Raw genomic sequence first — 25514 nt, forward strand, 5'->3', positions numbered from 1 at the left:
AGTTAAAACTTACATCGCTTAACCTGTATAAATATCTATTTTTATCTAAATACCAAAACAAAAGAATCCGTCAGGATTCTTTTACTTTTCTTTACCTTTTGTCATGATGTCTAATATTAAATTATCTGTTTGCTTCATGCCTTCTTGGCCCAACGTACCAACCACTTTAATAGTATGTTCAACACAATCCTGTACAATTCCACATGATTCTTCAAATACTCGTTGGTTTTTAGCCATCTCATATCCTAGCATTGCAGAGAATAATGCAGTAGAAATTTTACTAGCACAAGATTCTTTAGCACCATCACAAATAATACCACTAGCTGTCGCTAACCCATTAGTAACAAGATTTTCAATTATTTTTAATGAATCATCATTTAAATAAGCAATTCCCGCAAAACTTGCTACAGCTGCACAAACAACACCGCAATAAGCTGATAGTCTTCCTATACCAGTTTTAAGATGAATTGTAACTAAGTTAGCAAGCACAAGTGCTCGATATAATTTCTCATCGCTTAAATGTTGCTCGCGAGCATAAACAATAACTGGTATCGAAGTCGTAATCCCTTGATTACCACTACCCGAATTAGTCATAACTGGCAATTGACATCCACTCATTCTTGCATCACTTGCCGCAGCAGCCATACCTATACAAGATGAATATTTACCTTGTATATTTTCAATGATTGTTTTGCCAACACACGCACCATATCCTTGAGCAATACCTTCATTCGCAATTAACATATTATTTTTTATTTGTTTTTCTAACAAATCTTGAATTCTTGTTAAATCACATTCATTCGCAAAATTCAAAATATCTTCTAAATTAAGGCAAGTACGGTCTGTTAACCCTGCATTTATATTTTCATTATCACATGGTTTTTCAAATATTAATTCACCATTTTTTTCAATTTTTGTTATATTAGTATGTGTATGCATTAAACTAACTTCAACTGTGTCATCTTTATATATCATTTTGATTCTTATACTTAAGTTAGGTTCATCCTTTAAACAAATAACTTCAACAAGATTTCCATTAGATACTTCCTGAATTCTATTTTTTTGCTCATCTGAAACTATCGAGATTACTTCCAATTCTTTATCCGAATTACCTGCAATCCAGCCTGCATTTACAGCCGGAATAATCCCCTTACTCTTATTTGTATTTGGAATCGTAACACTTTTAACATTTTTGACAACATTAGCGCTACAATAGACAATCACTTTTTCTGGATCATGTTGCAAATGTTTTCTAGCTATTGCGCTTACATACGCTAATGCAATAGGTTCTGTACATCCTGTCGCAAGAACTAATTCCTCATTCAATATAGTATAGTATTTATTCGTATCTTTCATAGTTCCACCTTTTCCAATATAATGATATCATTTGCTAAACAAGGATACAATCAATCCTGACAATTATCACCTTTACAAATCTTGTGTTCTAGAATACACTTGATTTAGTCAAACATAGGAGAAAATTATGAATTCAACATTAGCTTATTATTCAACTATTTTAAGACACAACTTTAAAACTTATTGCACACTAAAACTACAAGAAATGGGATTAACACAAGGTCACTTCTTTTTTTTGCTATATGTAGGTAAACATCCTAATTGTTCACCAAAAGAGTTATCAGATGCCTTGCATATGGATGCCGGTCATACCAATCGAACACTAAATAAACTTGAAGCAAGTGGTTTTTTAATACAGGAACAAAATCCAAATGATCGTAGAGCTCACATTCTAACCTTAACACAAAAAGGGAATGACGCTTTTAAAGCAGGTCATGATTTATTCTATCAATGGGATGATGTAATTCTCACAAATCTAACTAATGATGAAAAAAAGGAATTATTTAAATTACTAAATAAACTTATAGATACAAATATCGAAAATCATTTACAACATAATTTTGAGAATGATGCGTTAAATAAATAATTATTATTTAATCTACCGTTTTTCATAATTAAGAGTAAAATAGAATTATGAAAACAACTATTATAAATGCTAATATATTTACATCAAACAAAGACATGCCTTATGCTAAAAGTATGTCTTTTGAACATGGAAAAATAACAGAAGTATCTTGTAACAATTTAAGTGGTAACAACATTATTGATGCCAAGGGAATGTTTATTACCCCGGCTTTTCTTGATATCCATATGCATCCATTATGGATAGCTCTTAACTATGATAAATTCGCATGTCTACCACCTCATATTTATTCAATTCATGAAATTCAAAATGAAATTATTAAGAGAAGAAAAAACAATCCAACTAAATGGATTCTTGGTTGGGGATATGATGAAGGTAAAATGAAAGAAAAACGTATTTGCACTAAGTATGATTTAGATAGTGCTTGTAATGACTTTCCTGTTATTATCGAAAGAACTTGTAGTCATATTTGTATTTGTAATACCGCCGCACTTCTTGCATTAAATATTAATCCAACGAATCATGATGGGGTATTACGCGAATCCGAAAAATTCGAAGCTTTCTTAAAAATTCCAAAATGTACAAATGATGAAATAATACATAACTTAAAGCTATTTTCTAATGATTGCTTTTCCAAAGGAATCACTACTGTATCAGAGATGCTAGGAAATCAAAATGATTTAGATATTTATCTTGAAGCTGAAATTCCTCAACGAATACTATTTACTTATGATTATAATGCAATCAAAGACATGGATAATTTACCTCCCATTACTAATCCCAAAATTAAAATTCAAGGAATTAAATTACTTGCCGATGGAAGTGTCTCTGGTCAAACTGCTTGGTGCTCCAAACCCTATCTCAACACAGAAAATAATGGATTATCGACTGTAAGTGATACCGAAATCATTGATGCAATGAATATCGCAAAGAAATATCAATTACAATTAATTGTTCATGCAATGGGCGACAATGCAATTAACCACATATTATCACTAAAAACCGATGATTGGCTAAGTAAAATACCATCACTAAGAATTGAACATTATGCAATTCTTTATAATGATCTATTGAAGTCTACTAAAAATAAACATGTTGCGATTGTATCTCAACCTATCTTTATGTATGCAGAAATAGAAAGTTATTTAAAGAATTTAGGCAATGAATTTAAATCATTCTGCTATCCTTATAAATCAATTCTTGATCAAAATATTCCACTGGCATTTTCAAGTGATGCCCCTGCAACATCATGGACAGATCCATTCAATCCATTTATCGCGATTAACTCTGCATGTAAACGTCAAAGTTATAACGGTATTGACTCTGGGATTAACCAGTCCATTTCCATTGAAGATGCAATACATTGTTATACTTCTAATGCAGCAAAAATTGTTGGACTTGATAATGTCGGTATGATCAAAGAAGGCATGTCAGCTGATTTCATCATCCTAAATCAAAATTTATTTGAGAAAGATATTCCTATAGAAGATACATTGGTTTTACAAACCTATATGGATGGCGAATTAAAGTTTACAAGAAATATACAATGACTATTACCGTTCTATTCATTAAGTACTTATATTTAATTAATTAAGGCTGAAATTAGCGTGATTTTGCATGAATAGCACTTAAAAAAGCAGCTATTATCCAGCTCAATACCCTCACTCAAGCAATTTTAATCAATTTGTGCTATAATAGAAGCAGATAACGAGTAGCTATTAATTTGGCATAAGACCAGTTATGGCTACTTTTATTTTCAGAAGGAGGGATATTCATGTATAAAATTGGTGAAAAAGTAATTTATAAAACTGAAGTTTGTAGTGTTAAAGAAATTAAAAAGAATGCCTTAAATAAGGAGATGTACTACATACTAGTTCCTATCTTTAGTGGTGGATGTGAAACAACAATTCAAGTTCCAACATCAAACAAAGCTGGGAATGTCCATGAATTACTAACTAAAGAAGAAATCGAACAACTTGTAGATGATATTCCAAATATACCTGTTTGTGATATGAACGATATTCTAGTAAAAAAAGAATACGAAGTCTTACTTAAAACTAATAAACCATCTGATTTAGTTCGTATCATTAAAACAACTTATTTGAAGAATAAAATTAGAGTTGAAAACAATAAAAAAATCAGCTCAGTGGATGATTCATATTTCCACGAAGCTGAAAGAATTCTATATACACAATTATCTGTTGTTCTTGAGAAGACCGTAGATGAAACACGTGCTTATCTAACTCAAAAACTAGGACATACAAATTAATTTATAAACTAAGAATCACACCGAGTATTCCAGTAAACACTATTACTAGAATTGGGTGTGGTTTTTTCTTTTGATAGAAGGCAAATAATATCGCAAATACAATTACATGAATATAATTAATGCCACTTAAAGAAAATGTAAACCCATCCACAAAGAATGTTGAAGCAAAAATACTCGAACAAGCCACTACAATCAAAGCAACTACAGCAGGTCTTAATCCATAAAACAATCCTTTGACAATATTGCTTTCTTTAAATTTAGTTAATATCTTTGCGATAATACAAATCACAATCACGCTGGGTGCTACTAGTGCAAGTGTTGTAATAATACCACCAATAATACCAAGTAAATGAGTCCCAACATATGTTGCCATATTAACTCCCATAGCTCCTGGTGTTGATTCAGATATCGCAATCATAGTAGTTAATGTTTCCACAGAAAACCAATTATATTTATACGACATTTCATATAAAAATGGAATTGTAGCCAATCCGCCACCTATTGAAAATAACCCTGTTTTAAAGAATTCAAAAATTAATTGAAGAAATAGTATCATTCTACATCCTCCTCTAATTTTTTAAGGTTAGAAAAAATCAAACCACATACTCCAGCTAAAATAATTACCCAAACTGTTGCTGTTCTAAATATAAAGGCAATACATAAAGATAAACAAAAAATAAACACTCCAAACTTATCTTTTATACTACCTTTCCATAATTTAATAATTGATGTGACCATCAAAATACAAACACCTATCCCAATACCATTAAGCGCATGTTGCACTACTGGAAAATCTTGAAATGTAGGCAATATTGTAGCAATAATTGTAATTATTACAATTGAAGGAGAAACAACTCCTAAAGTTGCAACAATTGCACCAAGTAATCCTTTTTGAAAATAACCTATAAAGGTTGCTGTATTTACCGCAATAATACCGGGAGTACATTGCCCTATTGCATAATAATCTAAAACTTCTTCTTCAGTAGCCCAATGGTGTTTTTCAATAACTTCTTTTTCAATTAGGGGCAACATTGCATATCCACCACCAAATGTAAATAAACCGATTTTAAACCATGTACTATAAAGATCCCAATATATCTTCATACTAGCCCTCCCAATTTCACCAAACTATTATAACGCGTAGTCTATTGAATTGTAAGAACCTACAAAATAATCTATAATTAATATAGAAAGAAGGTTTATTATGGATATTGTATTTCAATCAGTTGTAATGGGATGTTTAGTAATATTAAGTGCATCATCTATTGTATTTCCAATTTTATTTTTAGTGCAAAGAAGCAAATACAATAAAGCTAAACTAGATATCCTAAAAACCACAAAAAATAAAGAATAAAATCATTAAGGAGGAAACAATGACTATTCTAGATTCGTCAAAAGGTTATCAAAAATACTTTGAAGAAATCACTAAAATTCCACACGGTTCAGATGAAGAAAAACAAATAAGTGATTTTTTAGTCAAAGTAGCTAATGATAATAATTTAAAAGTAGTACAAGACAAAGTTAATAATGTAATTATTTACAAAGATGCAAGTAAAGGTTATGAAAATCATGAACCCGTTGCATTACAAGCTCACATTGATATGGTAAATGAAAAAAACAGTGATAGTAATCACGATTTTTCAAAAGATCCATTAGATATTTACATTGAGGATGGTTTCTTAAAGGCAAGAGGTACAACACTTGGTGCCGATGATGGTGCAGGTGTAGCTTATATTTTGTCAGTATTAACAGATTCAAATTTAAAACATCCACCACTCATCGGAATTTTCACAGTAAATGAAGAAGCAACCATGTTAGGTGCATTCGAAATTGACACTGAGTTAATTAAAGCAAAACGATTAATCAATATTGATGGCGAGGAAGAAGATTCTTCCATGACTGGTAGTGCAGGTGGAATGGATATTTTTATCTCTGAACCAATTACACGTGATACAAATAAAACTAATGGATACAAACTTGTGATACGCGGTTTACAAGGTGGTCACTCTGGTGCAGAAATACACAAAGAAAGAGGTAACTCTAACAAAATTCTTGCGCGATTACTTCATGCATTATCAAAAGAGGGAACAATCCAACTCGCAACTTTTAATGGCGGTTTAAAAATTAACGCTATCCCAAGAGAAGCTGAAGCTACATTCACATATTCAAATGTAGATAAGTGCCAAGAATTAGTAAACAAAATCACTGAGGAAATAAAAAAAGAACTAGAATTTACAGATGCTGGATTAACAATTACACTTGAAAATATCGAACTTGAAAATACCATCGACAGTAAAACATCAAATGATATTATCACTTTCTTATATTTAGTTCCAAGTGGATTAAGACACAAGTCAGATCATCTTCAAGGTTTGACTACAGCATCAGAAAATTTAGGTATTGTTGATTTGACTGATACAACATTTGAATTTGGTTTATCAGTACGTGGAGCTCTAGACTCATATGTTCAAGACTTAGCTGACGAAATCATTACACTTGGCCAATGTTTTGGTTATAAACCTAAGACCGATAACTGGTATCCTGCTTGGGATTACATGGAACATAGTCCAATGCGTGATACAATGGCAAAAATTTATAAAGAAGTTCACAATGGAAAAGAATTACAACTATACGCTGTTCATGGCGGGTTAGAATGTGGAATCTTCAAAGGTAAATGTCCTGACCTTGATATCGTTGCCATTGGACCTAACATCTATGATGTTCATACACCAGACGAAAAACTAGATCTAGCATCATTTGACCGCACTTATACATTCTTGTGTAAGTATTTAGAAAATCTATAGCATAAAGCACCCTACATAAAATCTGTAGGGCGCTTTTTTTAGTTCTGTAGAAAAGTTGGCAACTTTAGTGAGTAATCACTGATACTCAAACAGAAAAACCGATAATTTTTAAGAACTTAATGCCTCTTAAGTTTATTTATGCAACAAATCACTTTCTTGTAATTTACAATACAATTGCGATTCTTCCCATTCATGTGATTCATCATTAAGTAATCGATTCACAACATCTGGACCTGGAGTATCTTGTTTATAGGTATAAATGGGACATTCTTTTTCTAAATAACTTTCTTTAAGTTCTTCGATATATTCCCAACTCAATAAAATTTGATCCCATTTTGAAAACCAGCTTTGATCTCCTTGAATACATGAAAACAATAATCTTTCATATGCTTCTGGCGTATTAATTCTATTTTTAGAAATACAACTTTGACAAAAATCCATTTCAGTTTGTACTATATCTTCACTTTCACCTGGTTCCTTCATGTTAAACTTCAAACTAATTCCCTCTAGTGGTTGAATTTTTATAACTAACTTATTCGCTTCAACAAAAGAGCTACTTTTTTTGAATGTTACAATAACATTCATTTCTCTACTACCTGTCTTTTTACCAGTTTTAATATAGAAAGGAATTCCTTTCCATCTTGGAGTGTCGATAAATAATTTCATAGCTGCATATGTTTCAGTCTTACTATCTTTAGATACATTATCCTCATCTTTATATCCTTCATATTGAGCAAGTATCAATGAGTCTTGTATATCTAGTTGGTTAACTGGTCTTAATGCCTTTAGCACTTCAATTTGTCTATCTTGAATAGTTATTAAATCATTAGGTCTTTCCATCGCAACAAGCGTTAATATTTGCATCAAATGATTCTGAACCATATCTTTTAACGCTCCTGCATGATCGTAATATGATCCTCTTGTTTCCACACCAACCTCTTCAAGTGCCTGAATTTGAATGTTTTCAATACTATTAAAATTCCAACTATTCGCAAATAACAAATTATCAAAACGTATAGATTCAATATTGCGAATCATCTCTTTACCAAGATAGTGATCTATTCGGTATATATTTTCACTTCCAAAACTATCTTCAAGTTTTTTACTTAATCGTCTAGCTTCCTCCAATGAATTACCAAATGGTTTTTCAATAATAACTTTTCCATCACAACAGTTTTTAGAAGCTGTAATACCATCTGTGATAGTACAAAAATATTGTGGTGCAACCGCATAATAGAAAATCGGATTAATTAAATTTTTACCATTAAAATAATCAATCAAACCTATATACTCTTCATGATTAGTAAAATCCATTTCATAGTAATCTACTTGCTTAATAAAATCATTAAATAAGTCAGAATTAAACTTCATTCTAGCGTATCTTTCGATCCAATTATAAATGATTTTATGATACTCTTCATTCGTATATTTTCTTCTTCCAATCGCAATAATTCTGTCTTTTCCTAATTTATTAGTTTGATATAAATTATATAATGCAGGCATTAGTTTTCGATATGTTAAATCACCAGTACCCCCGAATATAACTATTGTATTATTCATTCCATTCATGATGATTTATTCCTTCTTGATCAATTCTTTCAAATGTATGTGCACCAAAGAAATCTCTTTGCGCTTGTATTAAATTTGCACCAACGTGTTTACTTCTTAATTGATCTAAATACGTAATTGCTGATACAAATACAGGAGATGGAACACCTCCACGAATCGCTAATGATGAAACAACTCGAAGCGATTGAATATTACGTCTAATGACTCTAATAATTTCCTCATCAAGTAACAAGTTTTCTAAATTTTTATCTTCATTATAACTTTTCATAATTACTTGTAAAAATTCTGCTTGTATAATACAACCTGCTCTAAATATAGAAGCAATCTTACCTAAATCCAAATTCCAATTATATCGTTTTGATGCATCTTTCATTAATGCAAATCCTTGTGCATATGCAACGATCTTACCAAGCTGATATGCTTTTCTTACTTCTTCTTGAAATACATATGGATTAACTTCTTTAGTCATAGGTTCATCAAATAACATTTGATAAGTATTGCGTAATTCGTCAAAATTCGAAGTTACTCGAGCTAATACCGCTGCGCCAATCAACGATGTATTTTGGTCTTGATCTAATGTTTCCTTGCTAGTCCATTTCCCAGTCCCTTTTTGACTTGCTTTATCAATAATATAATCTATTAACTCACCATCTCTTAATTCGTCTTTTTCTCTTAATATCTTAGCGGTAATTTCTACAAGATAACTTTTTAATTCTGATTGATTCCATGATTCAAATATCAAAGCCATTTCACTATTTGTATATCGCCCAATCTTTTTAAGAAGTAAGTAACTTTCTACAAGTAATTGCATATCTGCATATTCAATGCCATTGTGTACCATCTTTACATAATGTCCCGCACCATCCGGTCCAATATATGTACAACATGGTTCACCATTTTTTTTAGCTGCAATACTTTCTAAAAATACTTTAACTTCATTATATACATCTTTATCTCCGCCAGGCATAATACTAGGACCTAGTCTCGCACCCTTTTCACCACCAGAAATCCCTATACCTAAATAGTTTATTCTCTTCTCTTTCAAATATTCATTACGTCGTATTGTATCTTTAAAGTATGAATTACCACCATCCATGATGATATCTCCTGTATCAAGATACTCAGCCAATTGATTACATAAGTCATCAATCGCTTGCCCTGCTTTAACCATTAACAAAATTTTTCTAGGTTTTTCCAATGAATCTATAAATTCTTTTAAATCCGCATAACCAATAAAATTATTATATTCTTCATTCATCATATCTTTAGTTACTGCATATGTGCGATTATACCCCGCTACTTTAAAATTATGACTAGCAATATTTAGCGCAAGATTTTTACCCATTGTGCTTAAACCGATAATACCAATTTGATTTTTAATCATTTAAATCTCCTTCCATCGCTATCGAAACTCCTTCTGGAATACTAATTTTGGAGGTAACCACACCTATTCTCCCTTGATTTAATCTAAAACTAACTAATTCATTACTAAAACGATTCGCAACAAGTAAGTATTTATCATCTGCAACGTCCAATATATCTCTTGGATGATTTCCTGCCGCTGATTCAAATTGCATAATCTTTGGTAAATTCGAGCCAATATCAATTACTGTGATAATATCTAATCCTCTTGTTGAAATATATAGTTTTCTACCATTTCTACTAATTCTTAATGCCGCAGTTCCCTCTTTATTTTTTTCATTGTTTGGTAGAATTGAAATTTGATCCACTAAATTAAAATGTCCGTCTACATAATCATATGTAAACAATTCATTACTTAACTCAGTTACAATATATACTCGCACCTCATCCGTAGACACGACACCATGACGTGGTCCAGAACCATTAGGAAAGATTATCTCTCCTGTAAGTTCTAACTCTTGATTATAGATAAATACTTTATCCATCATTAAACACGGAACAAGAATTAAATCTTTAAAGAAAATTGTTTGATGACAACCAGCTTTTCTTTGCACCATGACTTTTTTAACAAGCTCAATTTTTTCGCCATGATAATGCAACTTAGTAATTGTACCTTCATGATAATTTGTCGTATATATATAATCGCCGTTTACTGCTATGTGGCATGATGTTAAATTCTCATAGATTAAAGAAGCTAGTGTTAGACCATCTTTATCTATTACCATTACCCCTGCACCATTTTCATCATCATAAAGTGTATAGATTAAATTATTAGCTAGTGTAAGATATTTAGAATTTTTCACTTTCTTAAAAAGGATTGGACCCTCTAAGTGCCCATTTGTTTCATCTAATTTAAATTTATAAATACCTTCACTTATATCTGAGGTATAAGTTCCCATATATCCTGTAATCATTTTTTGTACCTCCTATGTATCTTTAGTTTAGCACATTTCATCAACTTTACATGGTAATATGCACCATGATATTATTGACCTAATAAAGAGGTACTCTATGAAAATTAATCACAGTGATGGAAGCAAAGTATTAACTACAAACCGTTGTATTTGTAGACCGATAACTTATCAAGATAAAACTGACTTATTTAATAATATTAATCATGATAAACGAGTACTTACCTATTTTTTAGCACCCTATTACGAAAATATAGTAGATTATTCACTTGATTCCTTGATCAATCGAAGCCAAAATGGATCTTATATTTGGGTAATTGAAGTAAATAATGAAGCTATCGGTTTTGTTATTGAACAGATTCGGGATGAGGAAGCACGTTCAATTGAATTGGGATATGCTATAGGTTATCTTCACTGGAATAAAGGATATATTACGGAGGTTATGTCTTCTATTTGTAGTTATTTATTTGAAACTTGCCATTTTCACAAGATAAGTTTAGGAGCTATTACAGAAAATTCATCTTCTATTCACGTAATGGAAAAACTTGGTTTTCAAAAAGAAGGTGTATGTATTGATGAACTATACTATCATAATAAGTTTTATGATGTTGTCTATTACTATAAGATAAATCCAGTTGAAATAAATAAGTAAATAGAAATGTTAAGCTTCGTTGACAAATTGCCAACAGTGCTTTATTGAACCCTAGTCGCCAATGGAATATACTCCAATTAGCTATTAAAGAGGAGGACGAAAAAAATGAAATTCAATGAAAAATTATTATCTATTAGAAAGAAACAAGGACTATCACAAGAAGAGTTGGGAATGGAATTAGAAGTTTCAAGACAAACTATTTCTAAATGGGAAGCTGGACAATCTTATCCTGATTTTCAAAGACTAGTTATGCTAAGTGATTACTTTAACATGACATTGGATGAATTAGTTAAAGATGTCGACTTTCAAGACGTAAGAGAAAAAAATTTAACTGATGAAAAAGTATCATCAATTTTTAGAGATGTTCAACGGAGTAAAGATCTATTAACAAAAATTTATAAATTTGCATGTATACTTGGTGTAATCATTTTAATACTCATATGTATTGGGTTTATAGCTCATTTATTATTCCCAAACATCGAATGGTTATGGGTAACTAAATAGCTCTTAAAAAGGACTTAAATTAGTATTATGTTTTCATCTTGCTATAGTTGATATCTTTACTACTATCTTCTTTTTAAGTTGAAAATAGATAAGTCGCTCATATAAAAAAGGAGAATTAATTTCTCCTTTTTATCCGTTATTTTCAGCAAATTGTGAGTTATAAAGTTTAGCATATAAGCCACCCTTAGCAAGTAATCCAAGATGTGTTCCTGTTTCCTTAATATCTCCGCTTTGCATATATATAATCATATCTGCATCTCTAATTGTCGATAATCTATGAGCAATTACAAATGAAGTTCTACCTTTCATTAATGTTGCCATAGCATCTTGAATCAATACTTCTGTACGAGTATCAATAGATGATGTAGCCTCATCCAAAATCATGATAGGTGCATCTGATAATATTGCACGGGCAATTGTTAATAATTGTCTTTCACCTTGAGCGATGTTGGTTGCACCTTCTTGAAGAACCATATCATAGCCACCAGGTAACATACGTATAAATTCATCCGCATGGGCTGCTTTAGCAGCAGCTTCTACTTCACTATCCGTAGCATTCAATTTACCATAGCGAATATTATCACGTATTGTTCCTGTAAATAACCATGTATCTTGCAATACCATACCGAATATTTGTCTAAGTTCTGTTCGTTTCATATCTCTAACATCAACGCCATTCAATTTAATTGAACCACTGTTGATATCATAAAATCTAAGCAATAAATTTATTAATGTTGTCTTACCAGCACCAGTAGGTCCTACTATTGCAACTTTACTACCCGCATTCACATGAAGAGAAACATCATTCATTAGTGTTTGATAAGGCAGATATCCAAATTTAACATGTTCAAAATCTACTGTACCATCAACTTCACTTGGGAACTTAGAAGGACTAGCTTCCTTAACTTCCTCTTTTTCATCTAAGAATTCAAAAATTCTAGCTGCTGCCGCTGCTGTTGATTGTAATACATTTGATATTTGTACTGTTTGATTTATTGGTTGAGAGAATTGACGTAAATATTGAATAAATGATTGAATCATACCAACTGTCATTCTTCCAGATATTACAAGAATAGCACTTACAACCGCTACCGCAACATATCCTAGGTTAGTCATTGCTTGTGTTATTGGCATCAAAGTACTAGATAAGAATTGTGACTTCCAGCCACTTTGATATAATTCGTGATTAGTAACTTCAAAATCATCAATAACATCTTCTTCTTTACTAAATGCACCAATAACATTATGTCCTGTATACATTTCTTCTACATAGCCGTTTAAATCACCTAATGTATCTTGTTGTTCCTTAAAGAATCGTTGTGCTTTTTGAGCAATCTTCATTGATAATACTAATGCCAAAGGAACAGTTACGATTCCAATTAGAGTTAAAACTGGACTTATTGTTAACATCATAATTAGAATAAAAATTAATGATGTAACTGCAGTAACTATTTGATCTAAACTTTGTTGTAAACTATTTGAAATAGTATCAACATCATTCGTAATTCTACTTAGAATATCACCATAAGTATTTGTATCAAAATAATTCAACGGTAATTTCTTAAGCTTATCATCTACTTTGCTACGAATATCAAAGATTGTTTTTTGTGATACTCTTACCATTATATGTGTACTAAAATATTTAAATATTGCAAACAGAAGATAGCATAATGCAAGAATAATTAATATTGTAATGAATGATTTAATACCTTCATTTGACGGTACTCCATTAACCACTAAATGTAACATTGCATCGGTTGCTTTACCTAATATAAATGGTGCAAAACTATTAAACATTGAAGCTAAAATAATAAATAGAATCGAAATAATTAAACCTTTACGATAAGGTTTCATAAATGCAAATAAGCGTCCAAATATTACTTTGAAATCTAGCATCTTACTTTTTTTCATATTATGCTTCCTCCTTACTTAATTGTGAATATACAATTTCTTTATATACCTCACAAGATTTAAGAAGTTCATCGTGTTTACCTATGCCAACACACTTACCATTTTCTATTACTAGAATACGATCTGCATGCATAATTGTGCTAACTCGTTGAGCAACTAACATGACTGTTGCATCAACCGCTTCCTTCATTAACGCGCTACGAAGTGCAGAATCTGTTTTAAAATCTAATGCTGAAAATGAATCATCAAAGATATATATTTCAGGCTTTCTAACAATTGCACGGGCTATTGCTAGACGTTGTTTTTGACCACCTGATACATTTGATCCACCTTGTGCTATTGGAGCCTCAAAACCACCTTCTTTTTGCGTAACAAAATCGTATGATTGTGCAATACGGATAGCCTCTTCTATTCGACCACTAGATGCATTCACATCTCCAAATTGAATATTATCAGATATCGTTCCTTTAAATAGGAATGCTTTTTGTGGTACATATCCTATTTTCTTTCTCAATTCTTCTAGTTTGTAATTCTTTATATTAATTCCATCTACCAAGATTTCACCTTCAGTTACATCATAAAATCTAGGAATCAAATTAACTAAAACTGACTTCCCGCTTCCAGTACTACCAATAATAGCAGTTACTTCTCCTGGATTAGATTTAAAGCTGATGTTTTTTAATACTTCATGATCTGCACCATCGAATTTAAATGAAACATTTCTAAACTCCAATGTTCCTTTTGTTTCAGGTGTAGTTGCTGGTTGTTCAGGATCTTGAATTGCTTCTATTGTATCCATAACTTCATTAATACGTGAAGCAGAAACAGATGCACGTGGATACATTACAAATATCATTGATAGTAACATAACTGACATCATGATTTGCATAACATATTGAATTACAGCAATAACATCACCAATCATTACGCCATTAATTGTCATCACTATTTGATAACCACCAAAGGCAATTAATGCAACTGTTGTCGCATATAATACTAAAGATAATACAGGTGACATAGCACCCATTAATGTATTCATCTTAATTGAGTTATTCATAAAATCAAGATTAACTTCTCTAAAACGTTCTGTTTCATAATCCTCTGTACCAAATGCCCTAGCTACTCTAACACCAGTTAATTTTTCTCTTGTTACAAGATTAATCTTATCAATCTTTTCTTGCATTTTTTGTGATAGTGGCGTTGCATATCGTGAAATTAATAAAACTACAACCACCATAACTGGCATAGAAATAAGTAATATCATAGACATAGTCGCACTCTTATTAAGTGCCATAATAATACCACCTACAAACATAAATGGCGCCATTAAACTTACACGTAACATCATATTAACAAAGTTTTGAACTTGTATAATATCATTGTTAGTTCTTGTAATTAATGATGATGTAGAAAAGTGATCAAATTCAGATTGCGAAAAATATTGAATCTTTTTGAATATTTTACTTCTCATGTTTTTGCCAAGACCCATAGATACTTTTGAAGAAAAATATCCTGTTGCAACATTACAAATTGCACCAAGCAATACAAAGTTTAACATTGTACCACCTATAGATATAATTTGCGCTATATCCTTATTAGGAATTGACTGATTGATAATTGTGGACAAATAAGCAGGTAATGCTAAACTTGCAGCTACGTTTCCAATAACCGTAACTACAATGAAGAAAATACCAATTTTAAAGTGTCCTAATTCTTTAAAAACTTTTGACATAGATTGAGTCTCCTTCTTTTTTATTGTAGGCAACTCCCTTATATATTTCTACTAAAACGATTTTTCTAACTCTAAAACCGTATCCCCTTCACCAATTTCTTTTAAAGCTTTCTTAAACTGTCTAGTAAATATGATTATTGTACACAAAACAGCAATCGTATCTGCAACAGGTTCAGCTAAGTATACTGCTGTAGTTTGGTTATTTGTAAATATTCTTGGTAAGATATAAATTAGCGGTATTAAGAGCAATATTTTTCTTAATATCGCTAAGAATACTGAACTCTTAACATTCCCAATTGCAATTAATGTCATCTGACATGATAACTGAACCGAGAATAATACTGAAACTGCCATATAAATTTTTAATGCACTCTCAGCATACTCAATAAGTGCTAGATCAGTTGTAAATAATGTCGCAAACATTTTAGGAGCAATCATAATAGCCGCCCATAAAATTGCAGAATAGATAAAACTAGATTGTAACAACTTAGTAAACGTTTCTTTAACTCTTCGAGCATTTTTAGCGCCATAGTTATAACTTGTAATAGGTTGTGCACCTTGCGTTATACCTTGTAAAGGTAACATTGAAAATTGCATAACACTTGTTAAAATTGTCATAGCACCTACCGCAATATCACCCCCATATTTTAATAGTGATGAGTTGAAGCATACTGCAATAATACTCTCTGTACTTTGCATAATAAATGGAGATACACCCAATGCAATGCAAGGAAGAATTAACTTAGCATCTAACTTCATATCTTTTAAGTTAATTTTTAATATTGTCTTTTTACCTAGTAAAAACCACACTACCCAAATTGCTGAAATTGCTTGTGATAATACAGTGGCAATAGCTGCACCTTGAACTCCCATATTAAATCCAAAAATTAAAATTGGATCCAACACAATATTAGTAATAGCACCAATTAAAACTGTTAACATACTTGTTTTAGCAAAACCTTGTGCTGTTATAAATGCATTCATCCCTAAAGCTAATTGCACAAACACAGTTCCCAACGAATAAATAAACATGTAATCCATCGCATATTTAATTGTATTTTGACTAGCACCAAACATTAATAATAAATCTTCTTGGAAAAAGAATAATACACCCGTAATTACTACTGATACTAGTAATAACATGGTAAAACAATTCGACATAATTTTAGTAGCTGTCTTATTGTCATTCTTGCCCATAAAAATAGATGCACGTGGTGCACCACCCATACTTACTAAAGATGCAAAAGCTGTAATTAACATAATAATTGGCATACATACACCAACACCAGTTAATGCAAGTGAACCAATATTAGGGATATGTCCTATATAAATTCTATCTACAACGTTATAAAGCATGTTGATTAGTTGTGCCGTTATCGCAGGTAAAGCTAATCGAAATAACAATTTACCTATTGGTTCTTTACCTAAAAAATCACTATTTTCCATTTTTCTTTTCCCTCTCTATTCCACCTAAAATATTTTCTAACATTCTATTAACAAATTCTCCAAACAATACTTTTTCTTCTTCTGTGAAATCATATGTTATTGCATCAGAAAATTTATCTTGTGCAGCTCTTATGTCTTTCACTATCACTTTAGTACTCGCTAAAAGCACCAAATGAATTTTCCTACGATCATTTTTATCTGCTTCACGTTTAATTAACTTTCTTTGGATAAGTTGCTCAATGGCTGCTGATACGTTAGATTTAGTTAATTTTCTAACCTCAACGATATCACTAGCTGTATCTAAAGAAGGGTTATTCGCAAGAAAAGCAATTACATCAAGTTCTATTTGAGTTAACTCATATTTAATGCACACAGACTCACAATAGTTCTCATATAACTTATTAAAATATCTACCCACTAATAATAAGTTTTTATTCATACTCCCTCCATTTAGTTCTATTTAGAACTTTTCTAATAAGAACTATTCTACTCTAAATATTACTAATGTCAATATAAAAAGCAAGATTTTCACCTTGCTTTATCAACTTCTATATCCCCAGTAACTGTAAAGATAATCCAACAGCCACACCTACCACAACTAATATTCCTATAATCTTAAAGTTTTCTCTTTGATTGTGATTAATTCTAAATAGAACCAATAGTCCAACGCCTGCATTAGTTAATAATCCAGCCATCAATGCACCAAAATCTAAAGCACCGCCTAAGTATAACTCCGTTAAAACAATTGAAGCTGCACAATTTGGAATTAATCCAACTATCGCAGACACAAAAGTAGTTAGTGTCGGTGATACATTAAGTAATGTTTCTAAATGTACATATTCTAATAGTAAATTTAATAGTATTGTAACTCCAAAAATATATAAACCAATCTTGATTGTGTGTTTTAGTGCTGACACAAATATGCCTTCTTCTTCACAATGACAATCTTCACCTTCACAGAATGCATCAATATCGATATGATCTTGTTTCCTTTTTCTTATTACTAAGTCAATACAATACCCAACGATAACACCTACTATAAATTTTATCGCTAATATTTTTACAATTAGATCAATAGGCGCATTATTAGATATTAATATTGGTAACATTTCATCAGATGTTGCCAAATATATGGAAATCAAAGTTCCTAATGTTAAAACTCTTGTGACATATAGAGTAGATGCTATAGATGAAAACCCACATTGAGGAATTAATCCTGCAGCACTACCAATTAAAGGACCAAACTTTGATGATTTTTGAATACTCTCAGTAATAGAATTACTTGCAGAATGTTCAATCCACTCAATTATTACGTAAGTAACAAACAAAAAGGGTAGAAGTTTAAATGTATCAATAACTGCATCTAATAGTATATCCATAGTTTTACCCCCAATGAATAATAGCACAATTTAAAAATGATTTCATTTGAGGTACACTCAAATAAAATCATTCTAAGTAGTAATTATGCTAATGGTTTAGCAGTTATAAACAAACGATCTCTTTCGTTGATTCCATAATTTTCACTAAAGAAATCATACATTGTCCAGTTATAAAAGAATCTTTCTGCTGAATAAACGCCATAGCCATCTTGATTATGATCAGTAGTATCATATGAATCTGCCACAATAATTACATCATCTTGTTGTGTTTCAGTACCCATTGTGTCATATCCGATAATAACTTGCCAATGTCCTCCCCAGTCATTCCATGCTACCATTACTGGAACATTGTTTTTTAAACTATCCTGAATCATTTCTAGACTTATATCATCAAAGTTTTCTTCTGTATAGTTATAAGTACTATCCAATTCAAAACCGCTAACACCTTCAAATATTTTAATCATTGATTCTAAAGATGTAGCTTCATATGCCAATCCATTTGTACGAAATTCAGAAAGTGTTTCTTCATTGAAATCACCTAGTTTTCCATAATAGTCTAAAACCATTAGTGCAGAAACTACTCCACAACTCCATTCAGAAGTTTGTTGATAAGTCTTAAACTTTGGCAGAATAGTTAATGTATCTGTTGATTCCATATTATAAAAATCAAGTTGTGTAAAATATGGAGTTCCTTCATGGTCTCCATCGCGTTCAACAGAATCAGCTCCATATTCCTCTAAATCAACAGCTTTTTCTATTTTCATTTCATCAGTATAATTAGCTGGTTTAGCTGTTTCTACTGGTGTTACATTAGGTGCAGTTTGAGCACAACCCGCTAAAACTGCTAGTGTTAATAAACATACAATAATTTTTTTCATTATTTTTCTCCTTGTCAAAATGAATGAAGTTATTGTACTTGTATACTTCCCCTATTTGTTTTATTTATTATCATTTCTGTTTTATTTATACTTCTTAGGTTTCTTGAGTCTATATAGTAAGTAATTACTTTTACTACTCTTATTGTTTTTACAAGCACTTAAACTTATAAATGAGTTTCTTAAACTCCCAACAAGAACACTTGTCGCTAATTCGGCATTTGACCCAGCTGTCCGTAGCCTATTTATTTTTCAAAACTTCGGTCAATTGTCAAAGACTTTCGTCTTCAAAAATGGATTACTCCATTTAAAAATTAGGATGTGAATGACTCAATACTCCCCTCCTTATTCAATCACGAAAAAAATTATAGCATAACCATTTAAGATTACAACTATTAATTTAAAAGTATTACAACTTACTTTTTAAAATATCATAACAATCTCTTGCGATTACTATTTCTTCATCTGCAACTACTACCAATACCATTACCTTAGAACTCTTTGACGATATAATAGCATCCGTTGCCATTACACTGCAATTTACCTCATCATCTAATTCAATTTGAAGTGCATCTTTGACTTTATCAATGATGCTCTCTCTCATACGATAATCATTTTCACCAACACCTGCTGTAAACACTAATGTATCTAATCCACCAAGTTGTACATAATAAGACCCAATAAAACTTGCTATTCTTTGTGCATACATTTCAAGTGCTAGCTTTGATAAATTATCTCCATCCATTGCAGCTTTGCGCACATCTCGAATATCATTTGAAATTTGTGATACACCTAGAATTCCACTTTCTTTATTTAACTGTTTTAATACATCCTCAACAGACAAACATTCCTTATGTGCAATAAATTCAACGATTGATGGATCTAAATCACCACTTCTGGTGCCCATCATCAGCCCACCTAAGGGTGTTAAACCCATAGATGTATTAATAGACTTCCCATTCTTTATCGCCGCTATAGACGCCCCATTGCCTAAATGACAAGCAATGATTCGACTTTGTTTTTCTTTTCCTACCATTTCTCTTACTCGATTAACAACATTTCGATAACTTGTCCCATGGAATCCATATTTTCTTAATCCATATTTTTCATACAACTTAAATGGAATAGGATATGTATATACCTCTTTTGACATACTTTGATGAAATGAAGTATCAAATACTGCAACTTGAATTGCATTGTTTAACAATTGCTTCATCTCTATGTATCCTTGTAGATTTGCTGGATTATGTAAAGGAGCAAGATACTCAATTTTTTTAATTTCTTCAAAATTATCTTTTGTTATTTCAACACTATTTTTAAAGAATTCTCCTCCATGTGCTATCCGATGACCACAAGCTGCAATATCATTTAAATCCCCAATGATATTATTTTTAATTAACATTTCTATAAGAAAGTGAAATGCTTCTTGATGATTGCTTAACGGTTTTTCAATACATATTTTATTGCCGTTATAGTGCAAAGTTAAATTAGTACCTCGTTCATTAATTTTCTCAATCAATCCAGATGATATTTTGATTTCATATGGCATTTCAATTAACTGATATTTTATTGAACTACTTCCTGCATTTATTACTAATACTTTACTCATAGAATCCTCCTTTGAAAAAGGATGATATTATCATCCTTTGGTTTTTTATTTCATTTCCATTAATTCTAAACAAACGCCATCTTTGATTACAAATGCAATTGTTAGGTGTTCATCAACTACTAAATTATCATGCAACACTTTTTCACATGTTGGTAATACTTCTTGAATACTATCTACTTCTACAGCGATATGAGTCATAGTTTGTACTTCTGGTGCAAACCATGTATCTTCTCTAAATCTCAAATATTCAAATCCGAATTCATTTGTTGATGGATCAATCATCCACAACTTCATTCCTTCATTCCACACTTCACCATCCATTGGTTGGGTATGTGGAGCACCTATATGTACATAACGTTTAAACATCCATTTTCTCCTTTAGCTATTATATTTAGCATCATATGCTCCACGGATTAATATTGTTAAGTAACCTAATGCTAATCCAAGTAAGCAATAAACTGTTTCTACTATAAATCCTGTTGTAAATGAAGCATTAGGTACATAATTCATAATCGCAAAGAATGCTCCTGCTCCTACAAATACAATTGGTGTTAAATTCAATAACTCAACTTTTTCAGTACAAATTGTTGGTACAACAAGAATTAATATTGCGATAGGGAATGCCCAGAAACCTAAACTTCCTGATAATGCAGATCCAAATGCAATAATACCAATTGAAGCCACCATTCCTACAACATATGCAGCGAATGCTTTAACTCCACCCTTTGGTGTACATCCAGCAATAAAATATGCTGCCCAAGCTTGGAATGCTATCCAACCAAAGCCGATTCCTATCGGCATTGTTGGCCCTAATAGTTGGTCAACGATTTGACAAACGAATGCCAAAATCGCAATGATCAATGGTCCTCCTAAATATTTAACTAATTTCATATCTTCTCCTCTATTTAAATTCTTCTTTAAGCTTCAAATATAAATCGTAAGCTTCTTTGTCGGTATAATCCTCATGAACGATTTTTGCAATGCAACGTGCCATCGCTTTAGGAGATTCTGCTTGGAAAATATTTCTTCCCATATCTACTCCTGCTGCTCCACCTTGAATAGCTTTATATACAAGCGTTAATGCTTCATCTTCAGGAAGTTTTTTACCACCTGCTACAACAATTGGAACTGGACATGCTGCAACTACTTTTTCAAAATCTTCACAATAATAAGTTTTGATAATTTGTGCTCCAAACTCAGCTAACATTCTTGTTGCTAGTAAGAAGAATTTTGTAGTTCTTTCCATTTGTTTTCCAACTGCTACTACACCTAATGTAGGAATTCCATATCGGTTTCCTGCATCAATAGTTTTAACTAAATTTTCAATTGAATCTTTTTGTCCTGGTGCACCTATAAATGTTTGTATAGCCATACAACTTGCATTCATACGAATTGCATCTTCAATATCTACACCAATAACTTCAAATGACATATCATCATCAAGTACACTTGAGCCAGCTGAACAACGTAGTGCTACACCTTTATTATATGTTGGTGGTACACATGTTCTAATTGCTCCACGAGTCCCCATAACACAGTCAACTTCTTCAATTAATTCTGGTAGTACTAGATCTAATCTCTCTAGACCTGATGTTGAACCCATGATATATCCATGGTCAAATGCGAGCATAACCGTTCTACCCGTTTTAGGATTGAAAATTCGTGATAAACGATCTTTCATTCCCCATTCAACATTATCCATACCTTTAACGAAAAACGATTGATTAGCGAAAGGTATATTTTCTCCGTAATCTTTTGCCATTTTATTTCCTTGTGCATCTGCCATTTTATTTACCTACTTTCTTAAATTATTATTTTGTGTAATATGGTGACTTACATGGTGAATTCCATAAACCTAATAATTCATCATCCATGCGTGCAATAAATAATTGGAAACCAGCTTGTTCTTGAACTGTAAGTACTTCACCTACCCAGTTTGCAACCACTTCAATACCTAAGTTTTTCAAATAATTTACTGATGAGCGATAAAGGATTAACATCTCCATTAATGTTGTTGCTCCTGATCCATTTACAATAACCATAACTTTTTCACCAGAAGTAATATCTAAATCTTTTACTAATGCATTCATCATTATTTCTATTGTTTCATCTGCAGTTTTCATCTTTTGACGTCCACCGCCGCCTTCTCCATGTTGGCCCATTCCAATTTCCATATCTTCATCACCAAGATCTGCAAATGGCGCTCCTGTTGCTGGATGTGTTGCTTCACGTGCTGCTACAGCAATTGTAGCCATATTATCTACAAATCTTTGTGTAATTTCAGCAACTTCTTCTAAAGACTTACCTGCTTTTGCAGCTGCTGCTGCAATTTTATATGTAGGGCAACATCCAACTAATCCACGACGATCATCTGCATTTGAACGTGGTGCATTTGAGATATCTTCTTGAGTAACAATCTTAATTACATTTAACCCTTGTTTAGCACATTCTTTCATTGTTAAATTTCCAGTAAGCATATCTCCTGCATGATTTAAAACAACAAATAGAACTCCATGCCCTTTATCAGCTAACTTAATTGCATCGATACAAGCTTGTGGTCCTGGTGCAGCAAATACATCTCCAACTACTGAAATATCTACCATTCCTTCTCCTACAAATCCTTCAATTGCAGGTTCATGTCCTGAACCACCAAGAGTAACAATTGTTACACGATTTGCATCCTTAAGTTTCTTATTTACAACTAAATTCCCTGGTAATACTTCAACTAAGTCTTGATTAGCTAATGCTAAACCTTCAAGTAATTCTTTTGTTAAATTTTCTGGTGAATTAATAAATTTTTTCATCTTCATCGTTAATATTCTCCTATTTTTCTTTTACGATTGCGTTGTAGAAACCTATAAATATAAATGTACAGCTTGTTGCACCTGCATCTGGTGTGCCTATAGTTTGTTCTTTATAAGACTTTGCACGCCCAAATTTACTAATAAAATCTTTACTCTTTTCTGCTCCATCTATTGCTGCATCTTTCATTGCAATTAAAATTTCAACTATATCATCTGGTGCATTTTGTGCTGCTTCTGTTGCAGGAATGAGAGTATCCATCATTGTCTTATCCCCTACTTTTGCAGTAGATAAGTACTGTAATTCTGTTAATCCAGACTTCATGATTTTCTTAAGTAGTGGTGCATCTACTTCTACTTCATCCTCTAAAACTTCTTTAAACCCTCCTAAGTATGTGCCATATAATGGTCCTGCAGAACCACCGCTTATGTTAGTTACCGCATTACCAATTTCATCAAATAAAGATTTAAGAGGTTCATTACTTGGTAACCATACAGCCACTTTTGTTTTTATTACATTCCCAATTTTTTCAATAGTAATCCCATGATCACCATCTCCAAACTTTGCATCAATCTCTGAAAGAATATCTTTATTTTCAATCATCAATCTTGCAACTTCGTTGAACATATTACTCCATTGTTCTCGTTTTATCTGCACAATACTCCTCCTTTTCACAATAAATGTAAGCGCTTATTTATTTTATAACATTTGCTATAACATATGTCAACAACTATTTGTAAATTTTGTCATGACATATGTTATATTGCAACAAAACATAAAAAAACAGCCTATTTATAGCTGTTTTTAACCTATAATAATTCTTTTGCTACATTGTCACTGATAATAATATCAGTGAATATTCCTAAGTTTATCGCACCAATTGCTGCTGTCGAATTTACTCTTGTATTAATTATTCCTATTACTTTTTTAGCCTTCTTTAAACTATCAATCGGTATTTGTATAGAGTAATCCATATCAGACTGAATCACGTTACCATTAATATCATAATAGTAACCCAATAGCATACCTACCGCCTTCTCTTGATGCAATTTCTTTTCAAATCTTGCCTCTGTAGCTAAATCAGGAACTGATGGAAAATTTCTAATTTGAATCACAACATAGTCTAATCGCTCATACATATCCATCACGCCTTTAACATTATCAGTATTTAAAAATATTTCACGTTCACTTGGTGTTGAGCAAATAACAGGTGCATATAAATATTGAGCATTTAGTCCTGTCGCTTCTGCTAACATACGTACTAATTCATTCGTATGATAATTTCTAAATGAGATTGGTGCATTGCTAATAAGCGGAACAACATCACCTATTAATTTACGCTTGGGTTCAAAGTTATCAATTTTTTTAATTATTGCACCAATGACACTCCCCCAACCAATACCTAATAAAAAATTATCCTTAAATGTACCTAAAATATATTCAGTCGCATAGTCAACAAACATTTGGTCATTCAAATCTTTATTTGTACTTGAAGGAATAATATAAATATCTTTCAAATTAAATTTTTTACAAATTCTTTCACTTAAATCATCTTCAACATTATCACTTGTCAATAAATCGTTGATTTCAATTTTGACTACCCCTAAATTCCTAGCTTCCATCAAATATTTACTTATTAATGGTCTTGATACACCTAAAAGATTAGCAATTTCATTTTGATTCATATTTT

26 protein-coding genes are annotated in these 25514 nt (G+C 31.6%); 7 read left to right on the forward strand and 19 right to left on the reverse strand.

The window, feature by feature from the left end:
• Nucleotides 1-81: 81 nt before the first annotated feature.
• Nucleotides 82-1356 carry an L-cysteine desulfidase family protein gene (locus RR430_RS03445; RefSeq protein WP_332486431.1) on the reverse strand — a complete coding sequence of 425 codons (1275 nt, stop codon included), beginning with the start codon at nt 1354-1356 and terminating at the stop codon, nt 82-84.
• Nucleotides 1357-1483: 127 nt separating this feature from the next.
• Here RR430_RS03445 and bilQ point away from each other — a divergent pair, with 127 nt between their 5' ends.
• The 3 genes from bilQ to RR430_RS03460 all read left to right on the forward strand — a co-directional run bounded on the left by bilQ (nt 1484) and on the right by RR430_RS03460 (nt 4208).
• Nucleotides 1484-1942, forward strand: coding sequence for a bilirubin utilization transcriptional regulator BilQ (bilQ, locus tag RR430_RS03450; protein ID WP_332486429.1), 459 nt, complete (start codon nt 1484-1486; stop codon nt 1940-1942).
• Between the two features lie 47 nt (nt 1943-1989).
• Nucleotides 1990-3489 carry an amidohydrolase gene (locus RR430_RS03455; RefSeq protein WP_332486428.1) on the forward strand — a complete coding sequence of 500 codons (1500 nt, stop codon included), beginning with the start codon at nt 1990-1992 and terminating at the stop codon, nt 3487-3489.
• Nucleotides 3490-3713: 224 nt separating this feature from the next.
• Nucleotides 3714-4208, forward strand: coding sequence for a hypothetical protein (locus RR430_RS03460; RefSeq protein ID WP_332486426.1), 495 nt, complete (start codon nt 3714-3716; stop codon nt 4206-4208).
• 1 nt (nt 4209) lies between these two features.
• Here RR430_RS03460 and RR430_RS03465 read toward each other — a convergent pair whose 3' ends face one another.
• Nucleotides 4210-4764, reverse strand: coding sequence for a chromate transporter (locus tag RR430_RS03465; RefSeq protein ID WP_332486425.1), 555 nt, complete (start codon nt 4762-4764; stop codon nt 4210-4212).
• On the reverse strand, nt 4761-5312 hold the full coding sequence (locus RR430_RS03470) for a chromate transporter (protein ID WP_332486424.1): 552 nt from the start codon (nt 5310-5312) through the stop codon (nt 4761-4763). The genes RR430_RS03465 and RR430_RS03470 overlap by 4 nt, the downstream gene beginning before the upstream one ends.
• Before the next feature lie 100 nt (nt 5313-5412).
• On the opposite strand from RR430_RS03470, the gene RR430_RS03475 reads away from it, so the two are divergent.
• Both RR430_RS03475 and pepD read left to right on the forward strand, forming a co-directional pair.
• The gene (locus RR430_RS03475) at nt 5413-5562 is read left to right on the forward strand and encodes a hypothetical protein (protein ID WP_332486423.1); all 150 of its coding nucleotides are present in this window, start codon (nt 5413-5415) and stop codon (nt 5560-5562) included.
• Nucleotides 5563-5581: 19 nt separating this feature from the next.
• Entirely contained in the window at nt 5582-7012 is a 1431-nt protein-coding gene (gene pepD, locus RR430_RS03480) for a beta-Ala-His dipeptidase (RefSeq protein ID WP_332508642.1), read from the forward strand.
• Between the two features lie 132 nt (nt 7013-7144).
• Here the strand turns inward: pepD and zwf are convergent, their stop codons facing one another.
• From zwf to RR430_RS03495, 3 genes are read right to left on the reverse strand one after another with little or no spacing between them, the layout of a single operon-like run.
• The gene (zwf, locus tag RR430_RS03485) at nt 7145-8581 is read right to left on the reverse strand and encodes a glucose-6-phosphate dehydrogenase (protein ID WP_332486421.1); all 1437 of its coding nucleotides are present in this window, start codon (nt 8579-8581) and stop codon (nt 7145-7147) included.
• The gene (gene gndA / locus RR430_RS03490; protein WP_332486420.1) at nt 8565-9965 is read right to left on the reverse strand and encodes an NADP-dependent phosphogluconate dehydrogenase; all 1401 of its coding nucleotides are present in this window, start codon (nt 9963-9965) and stop codon (nt 8565-8567) included. Before gndA ends, zwf begins: the two co-directional genes overlap by 17 nt.
• Nucleotides 9958-10917 (reverse strand): beta-propeller fold lactonase family protein, encoded by a 960-nt coding sequence (locus RR430_RS03495; RefSeq protein WP_332508644.1) that lies wholly within the window; start codon nt 10915-10917, stop codon nt 9958-9960. Before RR430_RS03495 ends, gndA begins: the two co-directional genes overlap by 8 nt.
• A gap of 97 nt (nt 10918-11014) precedes the next feature.
• Here RR430_RS03495 and RR430_RS03500 point away from each other — a divergent pair, with 97 nt between their 5' ends.
• Together RR430_RS03500 and RR430_RS03505 are read left to right on the forward strand one after the other, a co-directional pair.
• Nucleotides 11015-11566 (forward strand): GNAT family N-acetyltransferase, encoded by a 552-nt coding sequence (locus RR430_RS03500; RefSeq protein WP_332508646.1) that lies wholly within the window; start codon nt 11015-11017, stop codon nt 11564-11566.
• 105 nt (nt 11567-11671) lie between these two features.
• The gene (locus tag RR430_RS03505; protein ID WP_332486417.1) at nt 11672-12070 is read left to right on the forward strand and encodes a helix-turn-helix domain-containing protein; all 399 of its coding nucleotides are present in this window, start codon (nt 11672-11674) and stop codon (nt 12068-12070) included.
• Nucleotides 12071-12199: 129 nt separating this feature from the next.
• Here the strand turns inward: RR430_RS03505 and RR430_RS03510 are convergent, their stop codons facing one another.
• The 13 genes from RR430_RS03510 to RR430_RS03570 all read right to left on the reverse strand — a co-directional run.
• Entirely contained in the window at nt 12200-13981 is a 1782-nt protein-coding gene (locus RR430_RS03510) for an ABC transporter ATP-binding protein (RefSeq protein WP_332486416.1), read from the reverse strand.
• Nucleotide 13982: 1 nt separating this feature from the next.
• Nucleotides 13983-15713 carry an ABC transporter ATP-binding protein gene (locus RR430_RS03515; RefSeq protein WP_332486415.1) on the reverse strand — a complete coding sequence of 577 codons (1731 nt, stop codon included), beginning with the start codon at nt 15711-15713 and terminating at the stop codon, nt 13983-13985.
• A 51-nt stretch (nt 15714-15764) separates the two neighbouring features.
• Complete coding sequence (locus RR430_RS03520; RefSeq protein ID WP_332486414.1) at nt 15765-17159, reverse strand: MATE family efflux transporter; 1395 nt, start codon at nt 17157-17159, stop codon at nt 15765-15767.
• Entirely contained in the window at nt 17149-17598 is a 450-nt protein-coding gene (locus tag RR430_RS03525; RefSeq protein ID WP_332486413.1) for a MarR family winged helix-turn-helix transcriptional regulator, read from the reverse strand. The genes RR430_RS03520 and RR430_RS03525 overlap by 11 nt, the downstream gene beginning before the upstream one ends.
• A gap of 109 nt (nt 17599-17707) precedes the next feature.
• Complete coding sequence (locus RR430_RS03530; RefSeq protein WP_332486412.1) at nt 17708-18538, reverse strand: putative manganese transporter; 831 nt, start codon at nt 18536-18538, stop codon at nt 17708-17710.
• Between the two features lie 83 nt (nt 18539-18621).
• Complete coding sequence (locus RR430_RS03535) at nt 18622-19416, reverse strand: C39 family peptidase (protein WP_332486411.1); 795 nt, start codon at nt 19414-19416, stop codon at nt 18622-18624.
• A gap of 406 nt (nt 19417-19822) precedes the next feature.
• Complete coding sequence (locus RR430_RS03540; protein ID WP_332508648.1) at nt 19823-21022, reverse strand: acetate/propionate family kinase; 1200 nt, start codon at nt 21020-21022, stop codon at nt 19823-19825.
• 45 nt (nt 21023-21067) lie between these two features.
• On the reverse strand, nt 21068-21388 hold the full coding sequence (locus RR430_RS03545; protein ID WP_332486408.1) for a hypothetical protein: 321 nt from the start codon (nt 21386-21388) through the stop codon (nt 21068-21070).
• A 12-nt stretch (nt 21389-21400) separates the two neighbouring features.
• Entirely contained in the window at nt 21401-21913 is a 513-nt protein-coding gene (locus RR430_RS03550; protein ID WP_332508650.1) for a DUF1097 domain-containing protein, read from the reverse strand.
• Between the two features lie 10 nt (nt 21914-21923).
• The gene (lsrF, locus tag RR430_RS03555) at nt 21924-22808 is read right to left on the reverse strand and encodes a 3-hydroxy-5-phosphonooxypentane-2,4-dione thiolase (RefSeq protein WP_332486406.1); all 885 of its coding nucleotides are present in this window, start codon (nt 22806-22808) and stop codon (nt 21924-21926) included.
• Between the two features lie 25 nt (nt 22809-22833).
• The gene (locus RR430_RS03560; protein WP_332486405.1) at nt 22834-23832 is read right to left on the reverse strand and encodes a dihydroxyacetone kinase subunit DhaK; all 999 of its coding nucleotides are present in this window, start codon (nt 23830-23832) and stop codon (nt 22834-22836) included.
• A 13-nt stretch (nt 23833-23845) separates the two neighbouring features.
• The gene (locus tag RR430_RS03565) at nt 23846-24481 is read right to left on the reverse strand and encodes a DAK2 domain-containing protein (protein ID WP_332508652.1); all 636 of its coding nucleotides are present in this window, start codon (nt 24479-24481) and stop codon (nt 23846-23848) included.
• Between the two features lie 152 nt (nt 24482-24633).
• On the reverse strand, nt 24634-25514 hold an 881-nt coding region (locus RR430_RS03570; protein ID WP_332508653.1), incomplete at its 5' end, for a sugar-binding transcriptional regulator.

Source organism: Anaerorhabdus sp., assembly GCF_036641015.1.
Classification (GTDB): domain Bacteria; phylum Bacillota_I; class Bacilli_A; order Erysipelotrichales; family Erysipelotrichaceae; genus Anaerorhabdus.